Source organism: Thermosynechococcus sp. HY213 (assembly GCF_031460975.1).
GTDB lineage: Bacteria > Cyanobacteriota > Cyanobacteriia > Thermosynechococcales > Thermosynechococcaceae > Thermosynechococcus.
Genome location: NZ_JAVKVB010000016.1, coordinates 180,722 through 205,608, shown reverse-complemented (window position 1 = coordinate 205,608; position 24,887 = coordinate 180,722). Strand labels below are relative to the sequence as shown.

Genomic DNA, 24,887 nt, shown 5'->3' with positions numbered 1-24,887 from the left:
AGATAATTGCGCAGAAAGTTTTAACGCCCTCTGGGGAATTGACGATCGCTCGGTAGGGGTAGCAGGAGACCAGCCATAAACCGCAGCACCAGACGTTTGAAGGGGGCAACAGTTCGCAACAGCCACAAGCCCCAGCGGCGCACCCCCACCAAAGGCCACCACGCATTGGAAAAAAGCCGATTGAGTAGGTCGGTAAATCCAAGGGTTAGGGCATTTTGCCACCAGCGTTGACGGTGAAATTGGATCAAGGACGGGCGATCGCCCAGTCTCTCACAAGGTGTAGCAAGAATTTGTTGCGCCAGTGCCCACACATCCCGCAGGCCTAAATTTAGCCCTTGCCCTCCCACTGGATGACAGCGATGGGCGGCATCGCCAATAACCACAAAGCGATCGGCCACATAGGAATTCACTTGCATTAATTGGGTTGGAAAGACAAAGCGATCGCTCACCCCCGTAATCTGCGCCATCTGCGGGTCAAGATAGGGCTGAAGTTTCGCTAGAAAGGCGCGATCGTCGAGGGCAGCAACGGCTTGTGCCTCTAGGTGGGGCAGTGTCCAAACCACTCGATAGCGATTCCCCGCTAGGGGGAGCACCCCCATGGGGCCTGTTGGCCAAAAGCGTTCATAGGCGATCACGGGTTGGGGATGGGCAACCTCGAGGGTAGCAACCACACAGGAGTGACCATACTGCCATCCCTTGGGTTCAATGCCCATCTGCTGCCGCAGGGGAGACTTGCCACCATCTGCTGCCACCACTAAACGCGCTGCCAAGTGAGCCACCTTGGGTGCGGTCGGGCCACCAGAAATGAGCGTCAACTGAGCGCGATCGCCCTTCACTTCATTGGCCACCACCCGCCACGGACAATAGAACGTCACATTGCCAACAGACTGTAGAACGCTCTGAAGGGTCTCGGCGATCGCTGCATGTTCACCGACATAGCCAATGGCCGCTGTGCCCAAATCCTCAGGATAAAAGCGAACGGTCAAGGGGCAATGGCCATCGGAGAGTTGCACCACCTCAAAGGGCTGCACATGGGGCATCAGCTGATCCCACACCCCTATCCCCTCAAAGAAGTAGCGGGACACTTGGTGCAGAGCATAGGCTTGGCCTTTGGTGTTTTCCCGCGCGTAGGGTGTTGCTTCGATGAGAGCGATCGCTAGGCCACTATGGCGTAGGGCGCAGGCCAAACTCAGACCCACAATCCCCGCACCGACAATCGCCACATCCACGGCGGGCAATTCTTGGCCAGAAGCGACCAGCGATTGTTCTGCGGGGGCAAAAGCCGATGTCATCACCATTTTGATTCAGGCACAAAAAACACTTGCTCCCTCATTCTAAGGAATTTAAAAGATTGCAGAAAAGGGATGGTAATGGCAGACTAAAGGCAGAGCAATGAGTGTATGAGTTTCCCTATGACCCCAGAGGCTGAGATTCCGCGCTTGCTTGATCTGATGCCGGCGTCGGCACGGATGCGCTGTAAGTTGGTTTCTCGACCACAACAAAGCAAAGTGTTGCACTATCAGCCCGCTCTTCCTTGGGGCGATCGCCCGATTGAAATTAACTTTCGCCTGTGGCAGCATCTCGATACCCCAGAGCGCGATCTTTTATTGCTGCGGGCAGTGGCGTGGTTTAACACCACGGGTTTGATCAAACTTGATCTCTACCAAGGACTCACGGTGGCAGGCTTGCTGGGTACAGTCTTACAAGTTGTCCAAGCAGATCCTGTCGGCATTTTGGTAGCCGGGGGGCTAACCACCTTTGCTGGCCTTCAAGTGTGGCAAAATACGCGGGGCATTCCCGTGGAAGTAGCGGCCGATCGCCAAGCCCTGCAATTGGCTCAACGGCGCGGCTACAGTGAACAAGAGGCTGCCAAGGCTCTCCTTGCAGGGATTTCTCAGGTGGCAGAGTTAGAGCGGCGTCCTGTCCTCACGGTCACAGAACTCATTCGCTGCCAAAACCTGCGCCAGTTGGCGGGTGAATCTGAGATCAAAGTTCCTGTTTAGGGGGCTTGCAGACTTTGCCAGTACAAAAAGCCGGCCTGTGCCACCCCAATCAAAAAGCCAAGAATGCCCCCCAAGCGGACAATGGCTTGCAACTCACTGCGAACAATGCCCTGAATGGCTAGTTCCAGATTTTCTGGCGAGGTGGCCTTGACCCGATCCACAATCACCCGATCCAAATCCAAAATCGGAATCGCCCGCTCAATAATCAGTTCCATATCCCGTTCCAGATAGCGATCGAGCACTAGAGCCAATTCATCGCTGACCACTTCCAGCGAGGCACCCAGACTGGCTGAATCCCGCAGTCGCCGCAAAATACTCAGGGAAATCGTTTCCCACTCCACCGTTTGACTGAGCGTTTCAACGACACTAAAGCCCTGCTCTTGGATATAGCTGCGCACTGTCTGCCGAAACAGTTGCCGTAGCTCCCGCACCGTACCGAGGGGCAAACTTTGTAGGGTGATATTTTGCAGCGCTTCCACCAAGCGTTGCCGCAGTGCCAATGCCGTGATTAATTCTCCAAGGCGGCGGTTACAAGCTTCGCGTTCATTGAGACAATACTCCCGCAGGCGAATTAACGTATTGCGCACCCCCACCAGATTAGCCACCACCCAGTAGGTGCCACTGGTATTTTGGCGTAGTTCTTGATCGAGGACATTAATCGTGCGATCGGTGAGAAAGTCAATAATCGCCAGTCGCAGGCGATCGGGGGGCAACATGACCGACAGCAGCCAATCTGCCAGTTTTTCCGCCTGCTCATCACTCAGTTGCAGCTCCACTAATACCTGATCAAAGAGTTGATTCAGTTGTGGTTCCAGAAAATCTTCCCGCCGCGACCACACTTTAATCAAACGGGGTAGGGCACTGCCAAAAAAATCCCGTAGAATATTGGCCAAAACTTGGGCCGATCGCTGTTCACTTTGAGCCTGAATTTGGCTCAGACTTGTTTGTAGGAGCCAATGGATGACCGCCTTCACTCGTTCCACTTGCAACAGACGCCGCGCTAAGTTTTGCAGCTCCTCTGGCGTCAGGAGAGAACCCAGAATGGCATCAGCAATGCGACGAGCCAGCCGCTCCTGATTGCGGGGAATCAGACCGGGGGTAAAGGGGAGTGGCTTGCCGCCGACATAAATAGGCTTGTAGGGGCGAAAGAGCATGGTAATGGCTAAATCATTCGTAAAGTAGCCGATGACGCCCCCCGCCAACGGTGGTACGAGCAATGTCCAATAGCTGATATTGGCCAATCCTGATTGATTCCTCAAACACCTTTCTTTTGAAGAATTTTACAGGCGGCGAATCGCATCAATCAGAACTTCTGGCGGCTGAACCCCTTCCCAGCGCTGAACCTCACGGCCTCGGTGGAAAAGAATCAAGGTTGGCAGAGCATGAACGTGGTATTGACTCGACAGTTGGGGATAGCGCTCGGAGTCAATTTTGACGACCTCAACAGCCGATTTCAAAACTTGCTTGACCTGCTCTAAAATCGGCGCCATCATGCGGCAAGGACCACACCAGTCGGCATAAAAGTCAACCAAGAGGGGTTTGTCTGTGGTGGCTAGGAGATCGCTGAAGCTACTAAATTGACGTGTGGTCGCCATAGCAAATTCCGATCAGGACTCTAGTTCTCATCATAGACACGGCAGAAGAGAATCGGGGCGAGCAAATCTGAATGCCCGTGAAAAAGGGAGTATTGTTGAGGTTGGGCACTTTTTGTGATTGCTGCTGAATGCTGGTTACTGCCTCTACCTATCGTCCGAGTTGCTGGCTCCTGTTTCGCCGTGTGAGCCAAATTGTGGGGGTGTTGGGGCGCTTTGGGAGTCAACTGCTGTGGGACTATACTTGGCGGCGGCGGAGCGATCGCGCCCAATCTCAACGTGCGCGTTGGCTCGTACAGCAATTATTGGTCTTGGGGCCGACCTTTATTAAAATGGGTCAGTTTCTCTCCACTCGTTTTGATCTTTTGCCCCCGGCATACATTGAAGCGCTAAGAAAGCTACAGGATCAGGTGCCTGCCTTTGACTCGCGACAGGCGATCGCCCTGATTGAGCAGCACTTGGGGCAACCCCTTGCCGATCTCTACGCCACCTTTGATCCCAAACCCCTTGCAGCCGCCAGTCTCGGTCAAGTCCATCGCGCCACACTCCACAGTGGTGAACAGGTTGTTGTCAAGGTACAACGCCCCCATCTAGAGGCGAAATTGTATCTGGACTATCTGGCCATTGGTGAACTCATTCGCTGGGGCGATCGCTGGCTGCCCTTTCTCCGTCCCTATGCCCTCCAAGAGATCTATGAGGAGTTTTTTAGTATTCTGCTGCGGGAAATTGATTACGTTCAAGAGGGGCAAAATGCCGATCGCTTTCGTGCCAACTTTGCCCAAGACCCCCATATTCGCGTCCCCAAGGTCTATTGGACGCATACTTGCCGCTATGTCCTGACGATGGAGTATCTCCCCGGCATTCGCATTGACAATCGCGCCGCCATCGAAGCCTTTGGCTTGAATCCCCAGATGATTAACCAGCGGGGAATTTGTTGCTATCTCAAGCAGTTATTGATTGATGGCTTCTTCCACGCTGATCCGCATCCGGGGAACTTGGCCGTGACCAAGGAAGGCGATCTCATCTTCTATGACTACGGCATGATGACAGAAGTGCCAGCCCTGAATCAGCAGCAGATGGTACAAACATTTTTTGCGGTGCTGCAAAAGGATAGCGATCGCGTGATTGCTGCCTTGATTGAACTAGGGCTATTGATGCCTGTTACCGATAGAGTCCCCCTACAACGGATTATGCAATTGATTTTAGATCGATTTACCGAACGGCCTGTGGATTTAACCGCGTTTCGGGAGTTGCAACAGGATGTGTATGCCCTTTTTGAGCAGCAACCCTTTCGCCTACCCGCAAAGATGACCTATATTCTCAAGTCCCTCACAACCCTCGATGGGATTGCCCGCAGTTTAGACCCTGAGTACAACCTGAGTGCGGCGGCCCAACCCTTTGTCAAGGAATTCATGCGTCACTCGCGGGGGGGCTGGCGAGAACTGATTCACCAAACCCAAACCCTAATCAACCAGCGATTACAGCAGCCCAGTCGGGTTGAAGTGCGGCTGCAACAGTTAGAGGATCGCTTGGCTTGTGGCGAACTGCAACTGTCGGTGCGCAATCCCACCATGGAGCGGCAACTGCGGCGCATTGAGAGTTTGTTAATTTGTTTAGTCTATTTGGGATTGGCTGGTTTTACCCTTTTGGCGGGGGCGATGTTGTGGTCAGCCAAAGCTTTGGGGGGGGCGATCGCTCTTTTTACAGTAGCAGCACTAGCGGGTTTGGCACTCCTGCGTAGTTGGCTGCGCTTTCTTTGGTTATGCCGCTGGCAATAGGCGGTTAGGAGGATTCCCTGAGGGCGCGGCGAAAGCCCAAGGCAATCAGGATATTGGCCAAGGTTAGAAAAAATTCTGCCCCCCCGTGCAACCCATCCACATTGGCCAAGGTTGTGTCATAGACCTGCTGGGCATAGAGTCCCGCTGGAATGGTGACAGCAACAAACACCAGTGTCCCATAGAAGCCAATGAGGGCTAAACGGGGGGTGTTGGGGTTGCGGGTCATGAAGTACAAGAACCCCAAATAGGGAAACAGCGAGAGGGCAAAAAAGGCATTCGTCAGCATTAGCGGCGTGCCAGCTTCTTGCTCATTTTGCGCAGTCGGATGGATTGGGGCGTTACCTCCACCAGTTCATCGGGGCCAATGTACTCCAGTGCCCGCTCTAGGCTCATTTCCACAGGTGCTTGCAGTTGCACTAGTTCATCCCCCGTTGAGGAGCGGAAGTTGGTGAGTTGTTTGGCTTTGCAGACGTTGATTTCGAGGTCTTGCGGACGGTTATGCTCACCGACAATCATACCCTTATAGACTTTGGTGCCGGGGGTAATGAAAAAGACACCACGATCTTCGGCGTTTTTCAGGGCATAGAAGGTGGCCGTGCCCTCCTCAAAGGCAATTAAGACGCCATTGCGACGGGTGCTGATCTCGCCTGCCAAGGGACGATAGTCCAAAAAGCTGTGGTTCATAATCCCTTCGCCGCGCGTTAGGCGCATAAATTCGCCCCGGAAACCAATGAGACCCCGCGCCGGAATCACAAACTCCAGTTGCGTCCGACCATTGCCCCCCACCTGCATATCCTGCATTTCACCGCGTCGCTGGCCGAGACGCTCAATACAGCCGCCAACGGCTTCATCGGGAACGTCGAGCACTAAGCATTCGTAGGGTTCGCAGGGCTGACCATTGACTTCACGATAGATCACCTGTGGCTGGGACACTTGGAATTCATAGCCTTCGCGGCGCATCGTTTCAATGAGAATGCCAAGGTGCAATTCACCCCGACCAGAAACGGCAAAGCGATCGGGGGAGTCGGTTTCTTCGACCCGCAGTGCCACGTTGGTTTCCAGTTCCCGAAACAGGCGATCGCGCAATTGCCGCGAGGTCACAAAGGTTCCCTCCTGACCGGCAAAGGGGGAGTCATTGACCGCAAAGGTCATTTGCAGGGTCGGTTCATCCACCTTGATCAGGGGTAGGGCTTGGGGGTTGTTGGGGTCGGTGATGGTTTCGCCAATGTTGGCATCACTAAAGCCCGCGATCGCCACAATATTGCCGGCACTGGCCATGTCCAATTCAATCCGCTTCAGTCCCTCAAAGCCCAAGAGTTTGGTCATCTTTGCCTTGACAATTTGGCCGTTATCCTTGACCAAGGCCGCCTGCTGTCCCACCTGCACGGTGCCGTTGTGAATTTTGCCAATGACAATTCGCCCTAGGTACTCCGAGTAATCCAAGGTGGTCACCTGCAGTTGCAGCGGCGCATCAGGATTGCCCACGGGCGGTGGAATATGGCGGACAATGGCCTCAAAGAGGGGCTGCATATCCTTGCCCTCTTCGTCTAGATCTGTTTTTGCGTAGCCCGCCAAGCCCGAAGCAAAAAGATAGGGAAACTCGCACTGATCATCATCCGCCCCCAGCTCAATAAATAAGTCCAACACCTTATCAATGGCTTTGTAGGGTTCTGCCTGCGGCCGGTCAATTTTATTCACAACCACAATGGGGCGCAGACCTTTTTCCAGGGCTTTTTTCAGGACAAAGCGGGTTTGGGGCATTGGCCCTTCGTTGGCATCGACAATCAGCAGACAACCCTCCACCATGCCAAGGACGCGCTCCACTTCACCGCCAAAATCGGCGTGGCCGGGGGTATCCACAATGTTAATCGTCAAGTCTTTGTAGCGAACCGCTGTATTCTTGGCCAGAATCGTAATGCCACGCTCGCGCTCCAGATCATGGGAGTCCATGACGCACTCAGGAATGTCTTCCCCTTCACGAAAGGTACCCGACTGACGCAGTAGGGCATCCACCAGAGTGGTTTTGCCGTGGTCAACGTGGGCGATAATGGCAACATTACGAATCGGCAGACTCATAGCGACTTCCTGCGGGTTTTGTAATAGAGCGTTGAGGAGCGTAAGAAACCTTTACAATCCTAGCGTAGTTTGGTAAAGGAACTGAGCCATAGGTAGTGAGGTGTTTCCTCATCACTAATTTTGTTGGGGGGTGCCCTCGATGACCGATCGCCTGAGTTGGCTGCAAACCCATACTCCTCTTAGATCGCTTTCTTTGGCAGCATTAGAGGCGATCGCTGCCGCCCTGCGCACAGAATCCATTGCGGCCAATCGTCGCATTGTCCTTGAAGACACACCCGTTACTCATCTGATGATCCTGCGATCGGGAGAGCTGGAAGCCTACCACACCACCCGCGATCGCCCCGCCACTATAACGACCCTGCCACCGGGAACGGTTTTGCACTGGCCAGAACTGGTACTGGAGCAACGGGCACCGCAAACAGTGATTACCCTCACGGACTGTGAATTGTGGACATTGCCCCGCGAGGTGTTTGCCACATTGGCTGATCAATTTCCCGAACTCCGCCAACAGGTGTCGCAGCAGTTGCAAAGTACCCTCAGTGATCTTGCCCACGAGCAGGAGCGGCAGGCAGTCTTGCGCCCCTATCTTGTACCGCGCGTAAAACAGGGAATTGTGGGGAGTAGTCGCTATGCCGTGCGCTTACGCCAAGGGATTAAAGAGGCCGCGAGCGATCGCCAGCCGGTATTGATTTTTGGTGAACCGGGTCTGGAAAAGGACAATATTGCTGCGCTAATTCATTATGGCTCGCGCGATCGTCGCCAACCCCTGATTCGTTTTAACTGTGGCACCCTATCCGCCAATGGGGCAGAACTCTTTGGCAAAGCCACGAAACTAGGTCTCCTTGACTGGGTCGCAGAGGGCACCCTGATCCTCAACAATGTCCATGAATGGCCTGCCCACCTCTATCCGCAACTGCGCCGCCTTGTGGCCGAACAGACCTATGAACCCGTCGCCGACCCCCCCGTACCCTCCCGCCGCTTTCCAGGGCGATTGATCTTGATTGCCGAAAAGAAAGGCTGCGGTTACCAAAATCTGGTGCACCACCAAATTAAAGTACCCCCACTGCGGGTGACAAAAGCAGATATTGAAGCCTTGGTGAATTACTATATTGCCCTCTACTGCCGGCAACGGGGCATTCCTAAGCCTCAGATTACCCCCGAAGCCCTACGCCGGCTGCAAAGTTATGATTTTCCCGGCAATTTGCGGGAGTTGGCGAGTCTGGTGGAGCGTGCCCTTGTGCAAGCAGACGGGGCGGAGTTACTCACTGAAGAAGTCTTTTGGCCGGAGCGATCGCGCCAACGGCGATTTCGTTGGAACCTACTCAATGCCTATCCCCAATTGCGTGCTTTTCTACGCAGTCCGTGGTGGCCCGATCGCCTCAACTATGGCCTGACCCTTTGGCTTTTTCCGCTGATTGTCGCCATTGGCCTCTGGGGACCCCAAGATCGCCCAGACAACTTTACCCTGAACCTCTTCTGGGCGTGGTGGTGGCCGGTCTCATTGCTGATCTTTCCCTTCTTGGGGCGCATTTGGTGTGCGGTCTGCCCCTTTATGATTTACGGCGAAGTCCTGCAAAGGCTATCCCTCAAGATTTGGCCGCGCAAGCTGCGCCCTTGGCCGCGTCAACTGGCGGAACGCTGGGGGGGCTGGGTGCTCTTTGGCCTCTTTGCCGTGATTCTCCTGTGGGAAGAATTGTGGGATTTACCCAATACGGCCTATCTCTCCAGTTGGCTACTGATCTTGATTACAGCGGGAGCCGTGATTTTTTCTCAGCTCTATGAACGTCGCTTTTGGTGTCGCTATCTCTGCCCCATTGGTGGCATGAATGGCCTCTTTGGCAAACTCTCCATTCTTGAATTGCGGGCACAGCAGGGGGTGTGCGCTGCCAGTTGCCAGACCTACCAATGCTACAAAGGGGGGCCCGCCCTTGGGGAAGGTCAAGAAACGGGGGGCTGTCCCGTCTATTCCCATCCGGCTCAACTAACGGATAACCGCAATTGCGTTTTGTGTATGACCTGTCTCAAGGCTTGCCCGCATCGCTCGGTGGAAGTGAATCTGCGTCCGCCGGCTATTGATCTCTGGACTACTCATGAAGCCACGGCGGCTGAAGTTTGCCTGCTGTTTTTGCTCTTGGGGGCGGTGGTATTGCACCGTTTACCGCTGCTTCTGGCATGGCTGGGACTTGCAGAGGCCAATTTGGGCCTGCAGGCGATGATTGCGGTGGTGGCGCTAGCTCTGCCGGGACTCTTGGCATGGGGTTGGCATCAGATACACCGACAAGGCTCGGTTCCCTTTGTGCGCTTGGCCTACGGGTATCTGCCTTTGGTGCTGGGTGCCAATTTGGCCTATTATTTGCCCCTTGGTCTAGGGGAGGCGGGTCAGTTGTTGCCCGTAACCTTTGCACCCTTTGGCCTCGATGGCACGAGTTTGCCCAGTTGGCAAGCCCATCCAGCAGTGATCGGGTTCCTGCAAACGACCACACTTGTCGTCAGTACCCTTGCCAGTTTGCTCCTCAGTCAAAAGATTGCGCGATCGCCCCTACGACAGATGTGGCACCCTTGGCTAGGCATTCTCGCTCTCGCTTGGGGAATTGCCTATTTACTTTGATGGGCTGGGCTGGATTCGCAAAACTTCATCAAAGGCGTGGCGTGTCAAAGAACAGCAGCTTAGTGATTAAGCCAGCAGCCAGCACTAGCAGCGTCACCAAGAATCCCCACAAACGAGCATCGGTTCCATCCTGCCGTTTGACAATTTGCTGCAATGTGGTCTCTACTGTGTCAATGCGCTGCCCCAATTGTGTCTCTACGGCACTAATACGCTGCGACAATTGCGCCTCTACGGCATTGATGCGCTGTTCCAGCTTGGCCTCAACGGCATTGATACGCTGCTCTAGCTTGGCCTCAACAGCATTGATACGCTGCTCTAGCTTCGCCTCAACAGCATCAATTTTGTCCTCAAGTCGTTGGAACCTCTCGCCACTGGTGGCAATGTGAATATCTAGCTTTTTCTCTATAGCCTGAAGACTGGCCTGCATCCCTTGGATGGCATCCAACACTTGACTCCATTCAGATCGCGTTACAGGTTCACTCATGCTTTTTTATCTCTATGGGCCGGGCTGGATTCGAACCAGCGTAGGCGTAGCCAACGGATTTACAGTCCGCCCCCATTAACCACTCGGGCACCGACCCTTTCATCGCGATTTTTTAATATACCACATCAGGGGGGAGACTTGAGCTTCCCGTTTTGAGAAAACCATTCCCTACTCGTCGAGGGTGTAGCTTTGCAGGTTTTCTAGGGGTTGCACTTTGAGGAGACGTTCGGCGCGGCGAATCTCGCTGTCGCTACCTTGAATTAGGATCAGGTATTTGCCCCGCTGCAATCGCTTTTCAAAGGGGATGCCCGACTTACCCGTAATCACCACTTGCAGACCACCACCTACGGTGAGACTACCGAGAGCGCCAGCGATCGCCCCAAAGATGCCCCCCAAAAGACTATTGTTGAGGCGATCCAGCATCGGCAGAATGTCAATTTGAGTCGCTTGGTTAAAGGTAAAACCGGCAAAGAAGCCAAAGGGAACAAGCCAGATCAACATCCGTTGCATTTGCTGGCGTGCCACTTGAAAGGGATCGGTAAGTCCCAACTCTGACCACTGTTTGTAGCCTCGACCCAAAAGGGCGACCTTTGCCATGGGGAAGCCGTCCTTTTCCAGCTGGGTATAAACGGCCTCGGCTTGGAGGCGATCGCCCAATGTCGCTACCAAGTAATTTTTCATAGCGATAGGATGAAGAAAATCTCTTGCTTGCTTGCAAAGCTATGCTGCCCCTATTGTCCCACTTTCACCGCACCTTTGCTGATCTGGGTCTGATTGTCGTAGCCAGTGCCATCGCCAGCACGGTGGTGATTGGGATTCGCGAAATGGGTTGGCTCCAACCCCTGGAATTGGGTGCCTACGATCGCCTGATGCAATTGCGCCCTATGCCCGGCCCCGATCCGCGACTCTTGGTGGTGGCAGTCACCGAAGCCGATATTCAACGTTACCGCTCCCTATCGCTGCCGGATCAGATCTACGCCCAAGCTCTAAAACAACTCCTCAAACATCAGCCCCGTGCCATTGGTCTTGATATTTACCGCGATTTTGCTGTACCGCCGGGACATGAGGAATTAAACCGCCTTTGGTTAAGTTCCGATCGCCTGTTTGCGGTCACAAAACTAGGGGATGCCACTCACCCAACCATTCGTCCGCCGGCGGCCCTCAGTGCCGATCAGGTGGGATTTAATGATGTCACTGTGGATGCCGGTGGCATTGTCCGTCGCAGCTTGTTATTTTTGCCGGACGATCAGGGGAATACGCTGTACTCTTTCTCCTTGCGGCTGGCGCTGCGACACTTAGCCGATGAGGGGATTGAGCCACGAGGCAGTGATGCCGATCCCAATGTAATGCAGTTGGGGCAGAGTATTTTCACACCCCTGCAACCCAATGACGGCGGTTATGTGGGTGCCGATACGGCGGGCTATCAAATTATGCTCAACTATCGCGGTGATCAGCGGGCAGTGACTTGGGTACCTTTGGAGGATGTGCTCAATGGGCGGGTTGCTCCTGCATTGATTCGCGATCGCGTGGTTCTCATTGGCAACATTGCCGAAAGTGGCAAAGACTTTTTCTATACCCCCTTTAGTTCCGGCCTGCGGGACAATCAGCGCATGGCAGGGGTGTTTATCCACGCCCAAATGGTGGGGCAATTCATTGATGCGGGTTTGGGCGATCGCGCGGTTATATGGTTTTGGCCCAACAGTGTGGAGAACGTTTGGATTGTTCTTTGGGCATTGATTGGTGCCATCCTTGCTTGGCGCGTGCGGCATCCCTTGGCTCTAGCAACGGCAGTGGGCACGGCTCTCCTCATCCTACTGCTGGCCTGTTATGGGTTGTTTTTGAAATTGGGCTGGGTGCCCCTTGTACCGCCAGCATTGACCCTCCTCCTTGGCAGTGGCGGAGTCGTCACCTACACTGCACAACAAGCCCAACAGCAACGGCAAATGGTGATGCGCCTCCTTGGCCAAAATATCTCGCCGGAAATTGCCGCTGCCATGTGGGAACGGCGGGATGAACTCCTCAAGGATGGTAAGTTGCCCGGCCAACGCCTGATTGCCACACTGCTTTTTACTGACTTGAAGGGGTTTAGCACCATTTCTGAAGGTATGGAACCGGAGGAACTCTTTAACTGGCTCAATGCCTATCTCGAAAAAGTGGCGGATGTGGTACAAAGCTACCACGGCGTGATTAATAAGTTCACCGGTGACGGCATTATGGCCGTGTTTGGCGTGCCCATTAAACGAACCAGCCGCGAAGGAATTGCCATTGATGCCCGCAATGCCGTGGATTGTGCCTTGGCCTTGGGACAACTGCTAGAGGAACTGAATCGTGAATGGGCGGCTCAAGGGCTACCGCAGGTGATGATGCGGGCGGGGATCTACACAGGTCCGATTGTGGTCGGCAGTCTCGGTAGTAAAAATCGCCTCGAGTACGGTGTGATTGGCGACAGTGTGAATACCGCCTCGCGCCTTGAGAGTGTGGACAAGCACCGCCAGCCTAGCCCCTGTCGGATTTTAGTGGCACAGGAAACGCTGGAGTATCTCGGCGATCGCTACGAGGTCGAGGCATGGGGACCGTTGGAACTCAAGGGCAAAGAGCGCAAAATTCAGGTCTTTCGCATTCTCGGCGTCCGCGAAGGGCTGGCGATCGCCCCCAATCAGCCCACCGCCATTGAAGTGGAGATCTAACGTCCGGGAATCAGGGAACTGCTGAGCCGTTGGATGGCACGGCCAGCAATATCGCGATAGCGCAACTCACCACAGAGGACTTGACCGAGCCGCTGGGTAGCGGAGGGGCGTTTCATGGCAAGGTGATAGCCGACCTTCGGCATGCGATGGAAGAGTGCTGCGAGGCGTTGCGCCCACACTAAATCCGCTCCCCATTCCTCCTGCAATCTTTTGCTGTAGGTGGCCAAGGCATCCACTTCGCCAGCAAGGGCTGCGTCAATGGCTTCAGCAGCCCGCATGCCACTGTAGAGAGCAGGACGAACTCCCTCAGCCGAAAAGGGATCTACCAGACCAGCGGCTTCACCCGCAAGGAGGGCATGGTGGGTATGGAGTGGTTGCTGACCCTCCCATACCCGCAGGGGATGGTATTGAATGGCAGCGTCGGCCAACTGCAGCCCATGGGCAGCGCAATACTGTTGCAAAATCGGTTCCCAATTGGGGCGATCGCTGCCCCGCACAACAGCAACCCCAACGGTTCGCTGGTTCCCCTTCGGAAAACTCCAGAGGTAACCATTTTTCACGAGGCCAAATTCAAAATGCGCCGCGCGATCCCCCCCTAGATTGGGGATGGTCATCACCGCCGCCGTGCGCACCACTTTGGGCTTAAACCCCAGCCACTGAGCCACTTGACTATTGGCACCATCGGCAGCAATGAGATACCGCCCACCATAGGTCGTGGTTGCCGTGTGGATCTGCCAGCGATCTGCTTGGAACGTAATCCCAGTAACCTCGGTCTGATCTGTAACAACCGCACCCCTTTGTTGTGCCTGCTGCAACAGGTACTGATCAAACACCGTGCGATCAACAATCCAGATGGGTTCGGGAATGCTTAACTCGGCTTCAATGGCATCACTGAGCTGCCAACTGTAGCGCACAGTGCGGGTGGTATCGGCAATGGCGGGCTGAAAATCAAAATCAAACCACTGGGCAATGGCGGGTGAAACCCCTCCAGTGCAGGGCTTTGAGCGGGGCAAGGCCAATTTTTCTAGAACTAAAACCTGACGTCCGCGGCAAGCGAGATGATAGGCGGCTGACCCGCCAGCAGCACCCCCACCCACCACAATACAGTCGTAGATTGCCTGCATACGGTTACTCACGGGAGGCAAAAGCGCCCCCACGATAGCGGTTTCCGCAGGGGATAGCAACCCCCAATTCTAGCGATCGCCAGTGTGTTCCAGCTGCCGCGATGGGCAAGGAACCGTGCCGTAGCTACAGAAGACACAACAGTCCCCCGCCTTGGGTTTGAGGTGGGCATGACATTGGGGACACTCCCAGAACACGACACAGGCATCGCTGGGCATCCATTCCGCTTGCTCCGTGTGACAATGGGGACAGACCAAGGTGCTGGAAAACACAACTGACGGTTGACTCATCTTCCTCAGCAGAGACTCAAAGGGTAATGACTTGATCGAGTCCGCTGTCTGCAAGGCTAGCATAAAACTGCGGAAAGCAGCCACATACTACCCCTTCAACCATCCCCTTGGCTTTGACAGAACCGGTACCACATTCGTCAAATGTTCCTTCGGCCAAACCACGGCGCACCGCACACTGATCACAGGCCATGAGTAAAATCCCCTGTTCCTTGGCAATGCGGGCTAAGCGCTCACCAACGGGATCCCCTAAACGCAAACAAAAGAGGTTATCATCAAAAAACATCATACCCACCACTTCAGCGCCATGATCGCCCCGCTCCAGCTGCGGTAAAACCATCGTTGCCAGCTTAAAGGTGCTGGCCATGTCAGTGGCAAAAATATAGGCAACTTTCATAGAACCATTCCTTTTGATTCAGCAAAAGCACATTAACTTTGGGCTTGGGAGCGCCGCCGCCGACAGCGCTCAGAACAGTACTTCACCTCCTCCCAGCAATTCGCCCATTTTTTGCGCCATTGGAAAGGCCGGCCACAGACCAGACAAATTTTGCTGGGAAGGTTTTCTTTGCGCCGTTGCTTGGCCATGATTGGGGGTTATGCGTCAGTGACACAGGCGGCCAACTGGGTCAGCAGGGTTGGATGATCCAAATTTTGGCCAATGAGCACCAGTTGATTTTTGCGATCGCCTTTCCATTCCTCATCATCGAGACTAAAGCGCTTACCACTGAGGTGAAAGACGTGGCGGCGGGGACTTTCCTTAAACCAAAGGATGCCCTTGGCACGAAAGACGGATTCCGGTAGCTGGTGATCCAGAAAATACTGGAATTTGCGCAGTTCAAAGGGGCGATCGCTCTGGAAGGAAACGGAGGTAAAGCCATCCTCTTCAAGGTGGTTGGAGGTCTGATGGGGGTGAGGATGATCATGATCGCAATGGTCATCACACTCATGATGATGGTGGTGACCGTGGTCGTGATGGTGGTGCTCATGGTCGTGTTCTGAATGCTGGGGCGCTGCCTCAGGCTGGAAGTAGCGATCGCTCTCAAACAGCCCCACACTCAAAATCAAGGGCAGGGGCACTTGCGCCTTCACCGTACGAATGATCCGCGCTCCCTCCCGCATTTCGTGAATTCGCCGTTCTAACTCCTGCAAGCGTTCCTCAGTCACCAGATCTGCTTTGTTGAGGAGAATAATGTCACCGTAGGCAATTTGGCTTTGGGCAGCGCTGCTATTGAAAAGATCAAGACTAAAGTTCTCCGCATCCACCACCGTAATAATTGAATCCAAACGGGTGAGATCCCGCAGCTCAGTTCCCAAAAAGGTCAGAGCCACCGGCAGTGGATCCGCCAAGCCCGTTGTTTCCACGACTAAATAGTCCACCTTGTCAGGACGTTCGAGAACCCGATAAACTGCATTCACCAAGTCATTGTTAATCGTGCAGCAGATACAGCCATTGGTGAGCTCCACCATGCCCTCATCCTTGGTCACCAATAGCTCATTATCAATACCAATTTCCCCAAATTCATTGACAAGGACGGCGGTCTTCAGTCCCTGTTGATTGGTCAGAATATGATTGAGGAGTGTGGTTTTACCACTACCGAGAAACCCTGTAATGATAGTTACCGGTAGGCCGTGCTTCATTGCCTCCATTTTGGCAGTTGTAGGCAGGGAAGAAGTCGTCATAGGCAGGATGTTAAGAGCGAGAATTATTCTCAAATTATAGCCGCTGCACCTCGCTCAAGGGGTGAGCGATCGCTGTAGGCTAGAAACAAGACCCGATTGCCACCAACAGCCGTTACCGTGGGTGGGACAATGTCTAAAACGCTCCTGCATGTCTCGCCATGTCAAGCAAAATAGGGTAACCTGTTGAGGCCTAACGATTAAGTTGAATATGTCGAACCAGCCGTTGCAACGCCGCACTAAAATTGTCGCCACCATTGGTCCAGCGGTTAGCCATCCCGATAAACTGCGCGCCATTATCCAAGCGGGAGCGACTACCCTGCGCCTGAATTTTTCCCATGGTACCCACGACGATCACCAGCGCAGCATTCGCCTGATTCGCCAAATTTCCTATGAGTTGGGGCAACCCGTGGGCATTTTGCAGGACTTGCAAGGCCCCAAAATTCGCCTCGGGCGGTTTGAACAGGGCGCCATTTCCCTCAAACGGGGCGATCGCTTTACCCTCACCAGTCGCTCCGTCATGGGCAACCAGCACATTAGCTCGATTACCTATCCTCCCTTGGCTCAGGAGGTTCCCGCCGGCGCCACGATTTTGCTGGATGATGGCCGCGTGGAAATGGTCGTTGAAGAAGTGGATAAGGAGGCGGGTGAACTCCACTGCCGAGTGGTTGTTGGCGGCACGCTCTCGAATGCCAAGGGCGTGAACTTTCCAGGGGTTTACCTCTCCATTAAGGCTCTGACAGAGAAAGATCGTGAAGATCTGATGTTTGGCCTCAATCAAGGGGTAGATTGGGTGGCCCTCAGCTTTGTTCGCAATCCCCAAGATGTACTGGAGATCAAAGAACTGATTGCCAACGCTGGGAAGCAGGTGCCGGTGATTGCCAAAATCGAAAAGCACGAGGCGATCGAGCAAATGGATGCCATCCTCTCCCTCTGCGATGGTGTCATGGTGGCACGGGGAGATTTGGGGGTGGAACTGCCCGCCGAAGAGGTGCCGATTCTGCAAAAACGGCTGATTGCTGCCGCCAACCGCTTGGGCATTCCCGTGATTACGGCCACACAAATGCTGGACAGCATGGTGAAAAGCCCCCGCCCTACCCGTGCCGAGATTTCCGATGTTGCCAATGCTATTCTCGATGGCACCGATGCCGTGATGCTCTCCAATGAAACGGCCATGGGGGAATACCCCGTCGAGGCAGTGAAGATGATGGCGACGATCGCGGCGCGCATTGACAACCAACCCCAACTGCGGCAACCGCCTGTTGTCGATGCTGTGGCGGTACGTTCCATTCCCAATGCCATTAGCCAAGCGGTGGGACAAGTAGCAGCTCAACTCAAAGCCAAGGCCATCATCACCCAAACAAAAACAGGGGCAACCGCCCGCAATGTCTCCAAGTTTCGTCCCCAAATTCCGATTTTGGCGGCAACGCCCCATATCGAGGTGGCACGGCGCTTGCAGTTAGTCTGGGGGGTAGAACCACTGCTGACTCTGGATCATCCCTCGATGCGGCAGTCGTTTCAGGCAGCCATTAATGCGGCACAGGAGCGGGGCTTCCTAGAGGAAGGGGATCTAGTGGTGATGACCGCTGGCACGCTGCAAGGGGTCTCTGGCTCCACGGATATGATCAAGGTGGAACTCGTCACCTCGGTGATGGGACGCGGCTGTGGCATTGGTCATGGGTCGGTGAGTGGCCCGGCGCGGGTGGTGCACGCAGGAATGCCAGTTCGCACGTTTAATAGTGGCGAAATTTTGGTGGCCGAGCGCACCAGTGCTGAATTGGTGGAAGCCATTCGCAAAGCGGCAGGCATTATTACCGAAGAGGATAGCCTGACGAGCCACGCGGCGGTCTTGGGGTTGCGCTTGGGCATTCCAGTGATTGTCGGGGTCAAAAATGCCACCCGCCTGATCCGCGAGGGCACGATTCTCACTATGGATGTGGAACGGGGCTTGGTCTATTCCGGTGCGCGCAATGGTGTCGAGCGATCGCCCGAGTAGGAGTGGAATAGGCAATGATTTTTTTTCAGGCCAACACCTATCTCACGGATTTGGTGACGCGGACGCTCCAAGCGACATGGCAACACTTTCCTTGGCTGGGACAAGAGGACATTGCCCTGACCTTATTGGTGTATCCACCCCCCATTCCCGTGAATACGGGCGGAGCGCTGACCGCAGCAGAATTTTGGCGGTATTCGATTCCCGGCGCCCATTATCGCGGCGATGTACCGATGTACCCGGCCAGTGTGGTGAAGTTGTTTTATCTGGTGGCCTGTCATGAGTGGCTCCACAGCGGTATGCTTCAGCCGGATGCGGAATTAGCACGCGCCCTGCGGGATATGATTGTGGACTCCAGCAATGATGCCACGAGCCTCGTGGTGGATATGCTCACGGGGACGACCAGTGGCCCGGTGCTGCCACCGGAACCTTTTCGCACATGGCAATACCAGCGCAATATCGTCAATCGCTATTTTCAATCCTTAGGGTGGCCAGAGCTAACTAATATCAACGTGAATCAAAAAACGTGGTGTGATGGCCCCTATGGACGAGAGCAGGAATTTGTCGGGCGCGATCGCCAGAATGCTAATCGTCTGACCACTGATGCCACGGCTAAGTTAATCCACAGTATTGTGGGCGGTGTTGCCGTGTCTGCTAGCGCCAGTCAAGCGATGATGGAACTGATGGAGCGTTCCCTCGATCCAGAGCTTTTGGCCGAGGATCCAGAAAACCAAGTACAGGGCTTTTTGGGGGAAGGGCTACCTCCGGGGGCAAAGTTGTGGTCAAAGGCGGGACTCACCAGTTGGGTGCGCCACGATGCGGCCTATATTGAACTCCCCAATCATTGCCCCTATACCTTGGTGGTCTTTATTGAGAATCGCACTGCCAGTATGAATACAGAGGTTTTGCCCTTTATTTCCCGTCAAATTGCCAGTGGTATTCCGACCCTAGAGGGCACCGGAGTACTGTAGGCCACTGACAACCCCGGCCGCCAAAAGGTGACCAAAGCTGGTGGTAGCCAGCAATTCGGGCAGACCAAAGCCTTCAAAGAGGGCGGGCAAGGAAACGGGTAAACCGGGGCCTTTTCCCCGTGATTGAATGGCATAGCGGCCAATGGCGATCGCAAACAGGTTGCAGAGGATCACCACCAAACCCACAGACGGCGTCCAAGTGGTATCGGGGAGCGTGGCTAACACCATGGTTCCTCCTAAATGGGTACAATTGCCCATGAATTATACGGAACGGCCTGATCGCCCACCGCTAGTTCTTTACAAAATGGTGCATCTCGTTACAAATGCTTAACTCAACTGTCCCTGTCAAAATTGCTGTCAAAATTTGTGGCTTGACTCTACCCGAACAGGCGATCGCGATCGCCCAAATGGGCGTCAGTGCTTTGGGGTTTATTACCGTGCCCCATTCCCCCCGCTATGTCCCGGCAGCAACCATTGCCGAGATCTGTCGCCAGTTGCCGCCCTCAGTACTGACTGTTGCCGTGGTTGCCAATCTCGATTTAGCAGCATTAGCCCATTTAGTCACAACCACAGGGGTACAGGCACTGCAGCTTCATGGCAGCGAATCGCCCGAGTTTTGCCAACAGGTACGCCATGCCTTCCCTAATATTGTGTTGATCAAAGCCCTGCGGGTGCGATCGGCAGCCAGCCTCGCCGAGATTCCCGCCTACGCCCCGATTGTGGATCGCATTCTCCTAGACGCCTATCACCCGCAGCAGTTGGGGGGCACGGGGCAGCCCTTTGACTGGACATTGCTGAAAGACTTAGCCATTCCTTGCCCTTGGTGGCTGGCGGGGGGCATCACGCCGGAAAATTGCCGTCAAGCGATCGCCCAAACCCAACCCCAAGGGATTGACCTAGCCAGTGGTGTGGAAAGCCAACCGGGGATCAAGGATTTAGGGCGCGTAGCAGCATTGCTGAGCAACCTAGGGATAAATGCAAATCATTCCCTGCACCCTGAGGGCACCCGTTTCTAGCCGCAACTCTTGGATGGCCACCCCCTCACCCAAATCAATGGCCACCGTGGGGTGAGGGTCACCTTCCCCTTGCCAATGCACCTTTTCTAAGCAGAGGGTTCGCTCATCCTGCAAGCGCACCTGGGTCATCAAATGCCAATCCGCCTGCTCCCCTTGGGCATTCACCATCGAGAACACCAGTTTGAGGCACCCAGCACCCAATTCTGCCTGCGTATGCCGCAATTGCCACTCCTGCAGATTGACCCCTGCTTTGCCCAAGCCGCGCTGATCGAGCAATTTCAGCAGTTCCCGTAGGCTGGATTGCAGGAGCGGCGCCCCCAAAGAGGCGTCGAGATCGGCTTGGCTGAGAATTAGTTCCCCGCGCACCGGCACTGGTGCCAAGAGTTTTAGGGGTTTGCCTCGCAACACTTGCCCTAGATTAATCTGAATCTGTTCCGCTTGGACGGCTGCTTGGCGCAATTGAATACCGCGATAACTGGCGCTAGCTGCGGCAACGCGCACGTGGGGTAAGTATCCCCGCAAAATCTGGCGATCGCCCCCTTGAATTTGAATTTCCAAGCCTGTTGCCTGCTCCAACTGCGCAGATAACCACCAGTGCAACGCCGGTTGCAAGACCCGGGGAATTAGTCCGCGTTCAGAAGCGGCACCAAACGCCTCAGCCATTTCTGGGGACGTTAACGACATACGTACTCCTCACACACTTTTTGGGTGATACCTAGGCCAACCTATGGGGCTAGTTCGCTGATTTTAACGAAACTGGACGTAGGTTGGGTCTGGTCAGAGGTAACTTTCCTAATTTGCTAGAACTGGGGTAGTGGAAATGCGATGAGAGGCTGCTCAGCCATGCTGACGATCGCCCTACAACCGGTGCTGGAACTAACCGATGAGCAGTTTGCCGCAATTTGCCGCCAAAACTCTGATCTGCGGCTGGAGCGATCGCCCCGTGGAGAACTAATCATTATGCCCCCCACAGGTGGAGAAACTGGCAGGCGTCATCTTCAAATAGCTGTTCAACTGTACCTCTGGAATCAGCAATCCCGATTGGGCGTTGCCTTTGACTCCTCGACGGGATTTAAGCTGCCCAACGGCGCCATTCGCAGTCCCGATGTTGCTTGGATTCGAGGCGATCGCTGGCACGCCTTGACCCCCGAACAACGGCAAGGATTTGTACCGCTTTGTCCCGATTTTGTGATTGAGCTGCGCGCTGCCAGTGATGATCTGCGGCCACTCGAAGCCAAAATGCGCGAATATCTGGACAATGGTCTGCACCTAGGTTGGCTGATTGACCCGCAAAATCAACGGGTAGAAATCTACCGTTCTCAAATGCCCCCTGAAGTCGCGATCGCCCCTCGGCACCTCTTTGGGGAAGACCTGCTCCCCAGATTCGTGCTGGATTTAACGGAGATTCTTCCCTAGGAAGAGAGGGCAACCAATAGTTGGGGATCAACCTTGAGGCGGATAGCTAAGGTTTGTAGGTGCCGCCGATCGCCCTCGCTGAGGTGCGTGCCCTTCTGCCGCAGTTCACCCATCAGGGTATAAAGCTGTTCCTGTGCCCGATCCAGATTCAGGTTCAAACCTAAGGCATCGCCAATGGTGATCAAGTCCTGCAGCAGGGGACTCAACTGGCTAAGGGTGTCACTGTCGAGGTGGTGGGCAAGATAACGCAATCCAGTGCTAATTTGCTGCTCAAGGAGTCGCTGTTGCTCTTGAAGGCTAAGGTGACAACCCAACAACCGTGCTTCACGGGCGATCGCCATCAATTCTGCCAAATGGTTTTGCAGATCCGCCAAGGGCAAATCACTGAGATCGCTGAGGTCTTGCTCTAAACTCCGCAAATGGCTAATGGCACGATGGGTCAACGCCACCGCTGCCGCGACTTGCAATTCTTGGGGCACACTCAGGCCATCCCGCTGAAACCCCATCAGGATGCCGTAGTTATCGCGATAAACTTGGGTATAAAGCTGATCCAAGCGCGTAAGGGTTTCCCGCGCCAGCACCCCCATGAGACGGTGTCGTTCCTCAGCAAAGAGATCATCCAAGCTGTAGGCTACCCCCCCAAAGCGTTCCGTAATTGCCATCACCACCCGTGCTGCACTCCCCTGTTGGAAGGCTTGCAGGAGATGGGTCTTGATCTGGCTATATTCCCGCCGCCCTTGGAAGGGTTGAATCGCACAGTGGAAATCCCAGCCCCCCAAGTGCAAGACAGCAAAGATCAGCAGTTGGGACTCGGTTGTCATCGTCGAGGTGAGTTGAATCTGGCCGATCGCCAAGGTCAGGCTGCCCATGCGTTGGAGATGATAATCCCCCTGCTCAATCTCATAGCAGTACAGTTGATGTTGGCGGGGGTAGCTATTAAAGAGGGAACTCATGGCATAGTGGGCGGCCACCTGCTGCAAGCTAATTTGAGCCGTTTTCACCAACTGGTGATAGACCGTTGCCCCATCGCCAAACTGCGGCACATTACTGGGGGCAGCGGCCAGACGCTCAATAAACTCGGGTTCCAACTGCACCCCTGCCACATCTGCCGCGAGTTCGATCGCCCGTGCCGCATAGCGGAGGATTTGCACCCCCTCAGGCCGCGAGAGTTCATCAAAAAACCAGCCACAACTGGTAAACATGAGCAGGGCATGGTGCTGCATCTCCAGCAAGCGCAGGGCATCAATTTGCTCGCTTTGACTCAGGGGGCGGCGTTGGTGTTGTGCCAAAAAACGATGCAGAGTCTCCGGCGAGCGATCGCCAATCACCTCAATATAGGCATCGCGGGCTGCCCAAACATCCTGAAATAGCTCACTGCCCAAGGTTTCATAAATTTCAATTAGCTCATCCCGCAACCAGTTCAGTGCCTCCCGCAAGGGGCGTCGCCACCGTTGATGCCACTCACCGCCCCCACCGCAACCACAATTGTCCTGCCAGCGATCCACACCATGGGCACAGCTCCACGCGGTGACGGGTTTGAGTTCCACCTCCCATGTGGGCGGGAACAGGCTGAGGTAGTAGGCAAAGTTAGTGATCTGCCAGCCCCGCTGTGGAAATTCCACTTTAAAGGCATAGGCGAGGGCTTTTTCACCGCCATACTTGTGATGGCCAAAGGTTTCCCCATCAGTGGCAACGGCAATGATTTGACTGGGGCGATGATCACCGCGCACGGCCTGTCCCAACCGTCCCGCTAGAAATTGCGAGCTAGTGAGCAGATCGCTAAAGCCCATGTCCCGCGAAATGGGGCCGTCGTAGAAGAAGATATCCAAGTAATCCCGCTGGCGATCGCCCCCCGGCAAATAGCAGCGATAGGGACGGGTCGGATCAATTTGGCTGCCACTGACTTCAATCCACTCGCTTTCACCGTCGGCAAGAATGGGACGACAGCGTTGGGCTTGGGAAGGCGCCAAAATCGTAAAGCGAATCCCCTCCTCAATCAGGGCGGCTACGGTTTCATAGTCAATGGCCGTTTCTGCCAGCCACATCCCCTCCGGTTCGCGGCCAAACCGCCGCCGAAAGTCCGCCTTGCCCCAACGAATTTGCGTGAGTTTATCGCGGTAGTTGGCCAAGGGCAAAATCATGTGGTTATACACTTGGGCGATCGCGTTGCCGTGGCCATTGAAGCGCTGACAACTGTGGCGATCAGCCTCAATAATGCGCTGATAGACCTCAAGATCGTAGCGTTCGAGCCAACTAAAGAGCGTCGGGCCGATATTAAAGCTGAGGTATTCAAAGTTATTGACAATACCAATGACCTCACCGCGATCGTTGAGAATCCGCGCAAAGGCATTGGGGCGATAGCACTCGTAGTAAATACGCTCATTCCAATCGTGGAACGGCTGGGCACTGGGTTGGTGTTCAATGGCATTGAGGTAGGGATTTTCGCGGGGGGGCTGATAGAAATGGCCATGGATGGTTACGTACACCCCAAGGGCTTGCAGTTGATCAGCAGCAGGGGAAAACACGGTCGGCGTTACATCTGTTGGATTCAGCATGCAGATCAACCACAAGACAACACATTCACTTTCCTTGATCATCGGCGATCGCCCCAAGGGCTAGGCCGCCTGTGACGAAACTTTAAGCTCCGCAAGATTCAGTTACGCTAGGGTACCACCAAGACCGGACAGGGCGCCAAATTAATCACGCGGTTGCTGACACTTTCTTGAAACCCCTCTGGGGTCAGACCCGTTCCCCGGCAACCCATAATAATCAAACTGGCATTGATCTCATCGGCCACATCACAGATCACAAAGGCAGGTTTGCCGCGCCGCAGCAGTGTTTCCGCCACAATCGCGTGTTGGGCAAAGGCTTCCTTCACTCGATTCAAAAATTCCGCGATCGCCGCCTCTAGCTCCGCATCGGGTTCTGGGGTTTCCTCCACCGAGAGCAGAAACAACTGACTCTGAAACAGTTTCACCATCTCAACCACAGTGGGCATGGCTTCTTGGGTATCACGGCTACGGTCAATGGGAAAAAGAATGGTTTTGAACATAGAGTTCACCTCATTGGAGTCAAGTGGAAGGGCACGCCCTTGGGTAGAATGAGGGTCAGGTGAGGGTTCTGTAACGGGTCACTCCATCGCTGGCTGGGATTGTTATGCCCCTAGTACCATCATCC

Annotated in this window: 24 protein-coding genes and 1 tRNA gene; 8 read left to right on the top strand and 17 right to left on the bottom strand. The window is 54.6% G+C overall.

The annotated features are described in order from the left end of the window. Positions 1-20 precede the first annotated feature (20 nt). On the bottom strand, positions 21-1,292 hold the full coding sequence (locus RHK62_RS10575; RefSeq protein ID WP_310453700.1) for an FAD-dependent hydroxylase: 1,272 nt from the start codon (positions 1,290-1,292) through the stop codon (positions 21-23). Between the two features lie 120 nt (positions 1,293-1,412). Here RHK62_RS10575 and RHK62_RS10570 point away from each other — a divergent pair, with 120 nt between their 5' ends. Next, positions 1,413-2,003 (top strand): DUF3318 domain-containing protein, encoded by a 591-nt coding sequence (locus RHK62_RS10570; RefSeq protein WP_310453699.1) that lies wholly within the window; start codon positions 1,413-1,415, stop codon positions 2,001-2,003. Here RHK62_RS10570 and RHK62_RS10565 read toward each other — a convergent pair. Next, a complete protein-coding gene (locus RHK62_RS10565; RefSeq protein WP_310438190.1) occupies positions 2,000-3,244 on the bottom strand; it encodes a DUF445 family protein in 1,245 nt (414 codons plus the stop codon). The genes RHK62_RS10570 and RHK62_RS10565 overlap by 4 nt on opposite strands. Before the next feature lie 39 nt (positions 3,245-3,283). Continuing rightward, positions 3,284-3,598, bottom strand: coding sequence for a thioredoxin (trxA, locus tag RHK62_RS10560; protein WP_149818701.1), 315 nt, complete (start codon positions 3,596-3,598; stop codon positions 3,284-3,286). Between the two features lie 128 nt (positions 3,599-3,726). Between trxA and RHK62_RS10555 the strand changes: the two genes are divergently transcribed. Further along, on the top strand, positions 3,727-5,373 hold the full coding sequence (locus RHK62_RS10555) for an AarF/ABC1/UbiB kinase family protein (protein ID WP_310453698.1): 1,647 nt from the start codon (positions 3,727-3,729) through the stop codon (positions 5,371-5,373). 4 nt (positions 5,374-5,377) lie between these two features. Here RHK62_RS10555 and RHK62_RS10550 read toward each other — a convergent pair whose 3' ends face one another. Both RHK62_RS10550 and typA read right to left on the bottom strand, forming a co-directional pair. Beyond that, the gene (locus tag RHK62_RS10550; RefSeq protein ID WP_302676089.1) at positions 5,378-5,659 is read right to left on the bottom strand and encodes a DUF3593 domain-containing protein; all 282 of its coding nucleotides are present in this window, start codon (positions 5,657-5,659) and stop codon (positions 5,378-5,380) included. Then, positions 5,659-7,449: a translational GTPase TypA gene (gene typA / locus RHK62_RS10545; RefSeq protein WP_206199866.1), complete on the bottom strand. Its 1,791-nt coding sequence runs from the start codon at positions 7,447-7,449 to the stop codon at positions 5,659-5,661. The genes RHK62_RS10550 and typA overlap by 1 nt, the downstream gene beginning before the upstream one ends. A gap of 139 nt (positions 7,450-7,588) precedes the next feature. On the opposite strand from typA, the gene RHK62_RS10540 reads away from it, so the two are divergent. Continuing rightward, on the top strand, positions 7,589-10,057 hold the full coding sequence (locus RHK62_RS10540) for a cyclic nucleotide-binding domain-containing protein (protein ID WP_310453697.1): 2,469 nt from the start codon (positions 7,589-7,591) through the stop codon (positions 10,055-10,057). A gap of 28 nt (positions 10,058-10,085) precedes the next feature. Here RHK62_RS10540 and RHK62_RS10535 read toward each other — a convergent pair whose 3' ends face one another. The 3 genes from RHK62_RS10535 to RHK62_RS10525 all read right to left on the bottom strand — a co-directional run bounded on the left by RHK62_RS10535 (position 10,086) and on the right by RHK62_RS10525 (position 11,222). After that, positions 10,086-10,541: a hypothetical protein gene (locus tag RHK62_RS10535; protein WP_206199864.1), complete on the bottom strand. Its 456-nt coding sequence runs from the start codon at positions 10,539-10,541 to the stop codon at positions 10,086-10,088. A gap of 15 nt (positions 10,542-10,556) precedes the next feature. Next, positions 10,557-10,638: transfer RNA gene (locus RHK62_RS10530), tRNA-Tyr, on the bottom strand. Positions 10,639-10,709: 71 nt separating this feature from the next. Next, the gene (locus RHK62_RS10525; RefSeq protein WP_206199863.1) at positions 10,710-11,222 is read right to left on the bottom strand and encodes a hypothetical protein; all 513 of its coding nucleotides are present in this window, start codon (positions 11,220-11,222) and stop codon (positions 10,710-10,712) included. Positions 11,223-11,263: 41 nt separating this feature from the next. Between RHK62_RS10525 and RHK62_RS10520 the strand changes: the two genes are divergently transcribed. After that, on the top strand, positions 11,264-13,228 hold the full coding sequence (locus RHK62_RS10520) for an adenylate/guanylate cyclase domain-containing protein (protein ID WP_310453696.1): 1,965 nt from the start codon (positions 11,264-11,266) through the stop codon (positions 13,226-13,228). Here the strand turns inward: RHK62_RS10520 and RHK62_RS10515 are convergent. The 5 genes from RHK62_RS10515 to RHK62_RS10495 are packed head-to-tail and all read right to left on the bottom strand — an operon-like array spanning position 13,225 to position 16,317. Beyond that, positions 13,225-14,385: a geranylgeranyl reductase family protein gene (locus RHK62_RS10515; protein WP_310445763.1), complete on the bottom strand. Its 1,161-nt coding sequence runs from the start codon at positions 14,383-14,385 to the stop codon at positions 13,225-13,227. The genes RHK62_RS10520 and RHK62_RS10515 overlap by 4 nt on opposite strands. Before the next feature lie 36 nt (positions 14,386-14,421). Beyond that, positions 14,422-14,640: a GDCCVxC domain-containing (seleno)protein gene (locus tag RHK62_RS10510; protein ID WP_206199861.1), complete on the bottom strand. Its 219-nt coding sequence runs from the start codon at positions 14,638-14,640 to the stop codon at positions 14,422-14,424. A gap of 16 nt (positions 14,641-14,656) precedes the next feature. Further along, positions 14,657-15,034: a SaoD/DsrE family protein gene (locus RHK62_RS10505; RefSeq protein WP_302676094.1), complete on the bottom strand. Its 378-nt coding sequence runs from the start codon at positions 15,032-15,034 to the stop codon at positions 14,657-14,659. A gap of 32 nt (positions 15,035-15,066) precedes the next feature. Beyond that, positions 15,067-15,222 carry a DUF2256 domain-containing protein gene (locus tag RHK62_RS10500; RefSeq protein ID WP_206199860.1) on the bottom strand — a complete coding sequence of 52 codons (156 nt, stop codon included), beginning with the start codon at positions 15,220-15,222 and terminating at the stop codon, positions 15,067-15,069. Positions 15,223-15,231: 9 nt separating this feature from the next. Further along, positions 15,232-16,317, bottom strand: coding sequence for a GTP-binding protein (locus RHK62_RS10495; protein WP_302678095.1), 1,086 nt, complete (start codon positions 16,315-16,317; stop codon positions 15,232-15,234). Positions 16,318-16,525: 208 nt separating this feature from the next. Here RHK62_RS10495 and pyk point away from each other — a divergent pair, with 208 nt between their 5' ends. Together pyk and RHK62_RS10485 are read left to right on the top strand one after the other, a co-directional pair. Beyond that, positions 16,526-18,310: a pyruvate kinase gene (gene pyk / locus RHK62_RS10490; protein ID WP_302678094.1), complete on the top strand. Its 1,785-nt coding sequence runs from the start codon at positions 16,526-16,528 to the stop codon at positions 18,308-18,310. A gap of 14 nt (positions 18,311-18,324) precedes the next feature. After that, positions 18,325-19,278 (top strand): serine hydrolase, encoded by a 954-nt coding sequence (locus RHK62_RS10485; RefSeq protein ID WP_206199857.1) that lies wholly within the window; start codon positions 18,325-18,327, stop codon positions 19,276-19,278. Here RHK62_RS10485 and psaK read toward each other — a convergent pair. After that, on the bottom strand, positions 19,255-19,506 hold the full coding sequence (psaK, locus tag RHK62_RS10480) for a photosystem I reaction center subunit PsaK (RefSeq protein WP_225901542.1): 252 nt from the start codon (positions 19,504-19,506) through the stop codon (positions 19,255-19,257). The two genes, RHK62_RS10485 and psaK, sit on opposite strands and share 24 nt — an antisense overlap. Before the next feature lie 95 nt (positions 19,507-19,601). Here psaK and RHK62_RS10475 point away from each other — a divergent pair, with 95 nt between their 5' ends. Beyond that, positions 19,602-20,294, top strand: coding sequence for a phosphoribosylanthranilate isomerase (locus tag RHK62_RS10475; protein ID WP_206199855.1), 693 nt, complete (start codon positions 19,602-19,604; stop codon positions 20,292-20,294). Here RHK62_RS10475 and RHK62_RS10470 read toward each other — a convergent pair. After that, positions 20,244-20,978: a DUF2993 domain-containing protein gene (locus RHK62_RS10470; RefSeq protein WP_310438196.1), complete on the bottom strand. Its 735-nt coding sequence runs from the start codon at positions 20,976-20,978 to the stop codon at positions 20,244-20,246. The genes RHK62_RS10475 and RHK62_RS10470 overlap by 51 nt on opposite strands. Before the next feature lie 141 nt (positions 20,979-21,119). Here RHK62_RS10470 and RHK62_RS10465 point away from each other — a divergent pair, with 141 nt between their 5' ends. Then, positions 21,120-21,710, top strand: coding sequence for a Uma2 family endonuclease (locus RHK62_RS10465; protein ID WP_310453695.1), 591 nt, complete (start codon positions 21,120-21,122; stop codon positions 21,708-21,710). On the opposite strand, the gene RHK62_RS10460 is transcribed toward RHK62_RS10465, so the two are convergent. Then, positions 21,707-24,265: a DUF3536 domain-containing protein gene (locus tag RHK62_RS10460; protein ID WP_206199853.1), complete on the bottom strand. Its 2,559-nt coding sequence runs from the start codon at positions 24,263-24,265 to the stop codon at positions 21,707-21,709. The two genes, RHK62_RS10465 and RHK62_RS10460, sit on opposite strands and share 4 nt — an antisense overlap. Positions 24,266-24,372: 107 nt before the next feature. Then, positions 24,373-24,762 carry a universal stress protein gene (locus RHK62_RS10455; RefSeq protein WP_206199852.1) on the bottom strand — a complete coding sequence of 130 codons (390 nt, stop codon included), beginning with the start codon at positions 24,760-24,762 and terminating at the stop codon, positions 24,373-24,375. Positions 24,763-24,887: the final 125 nt, after the last annotated feature.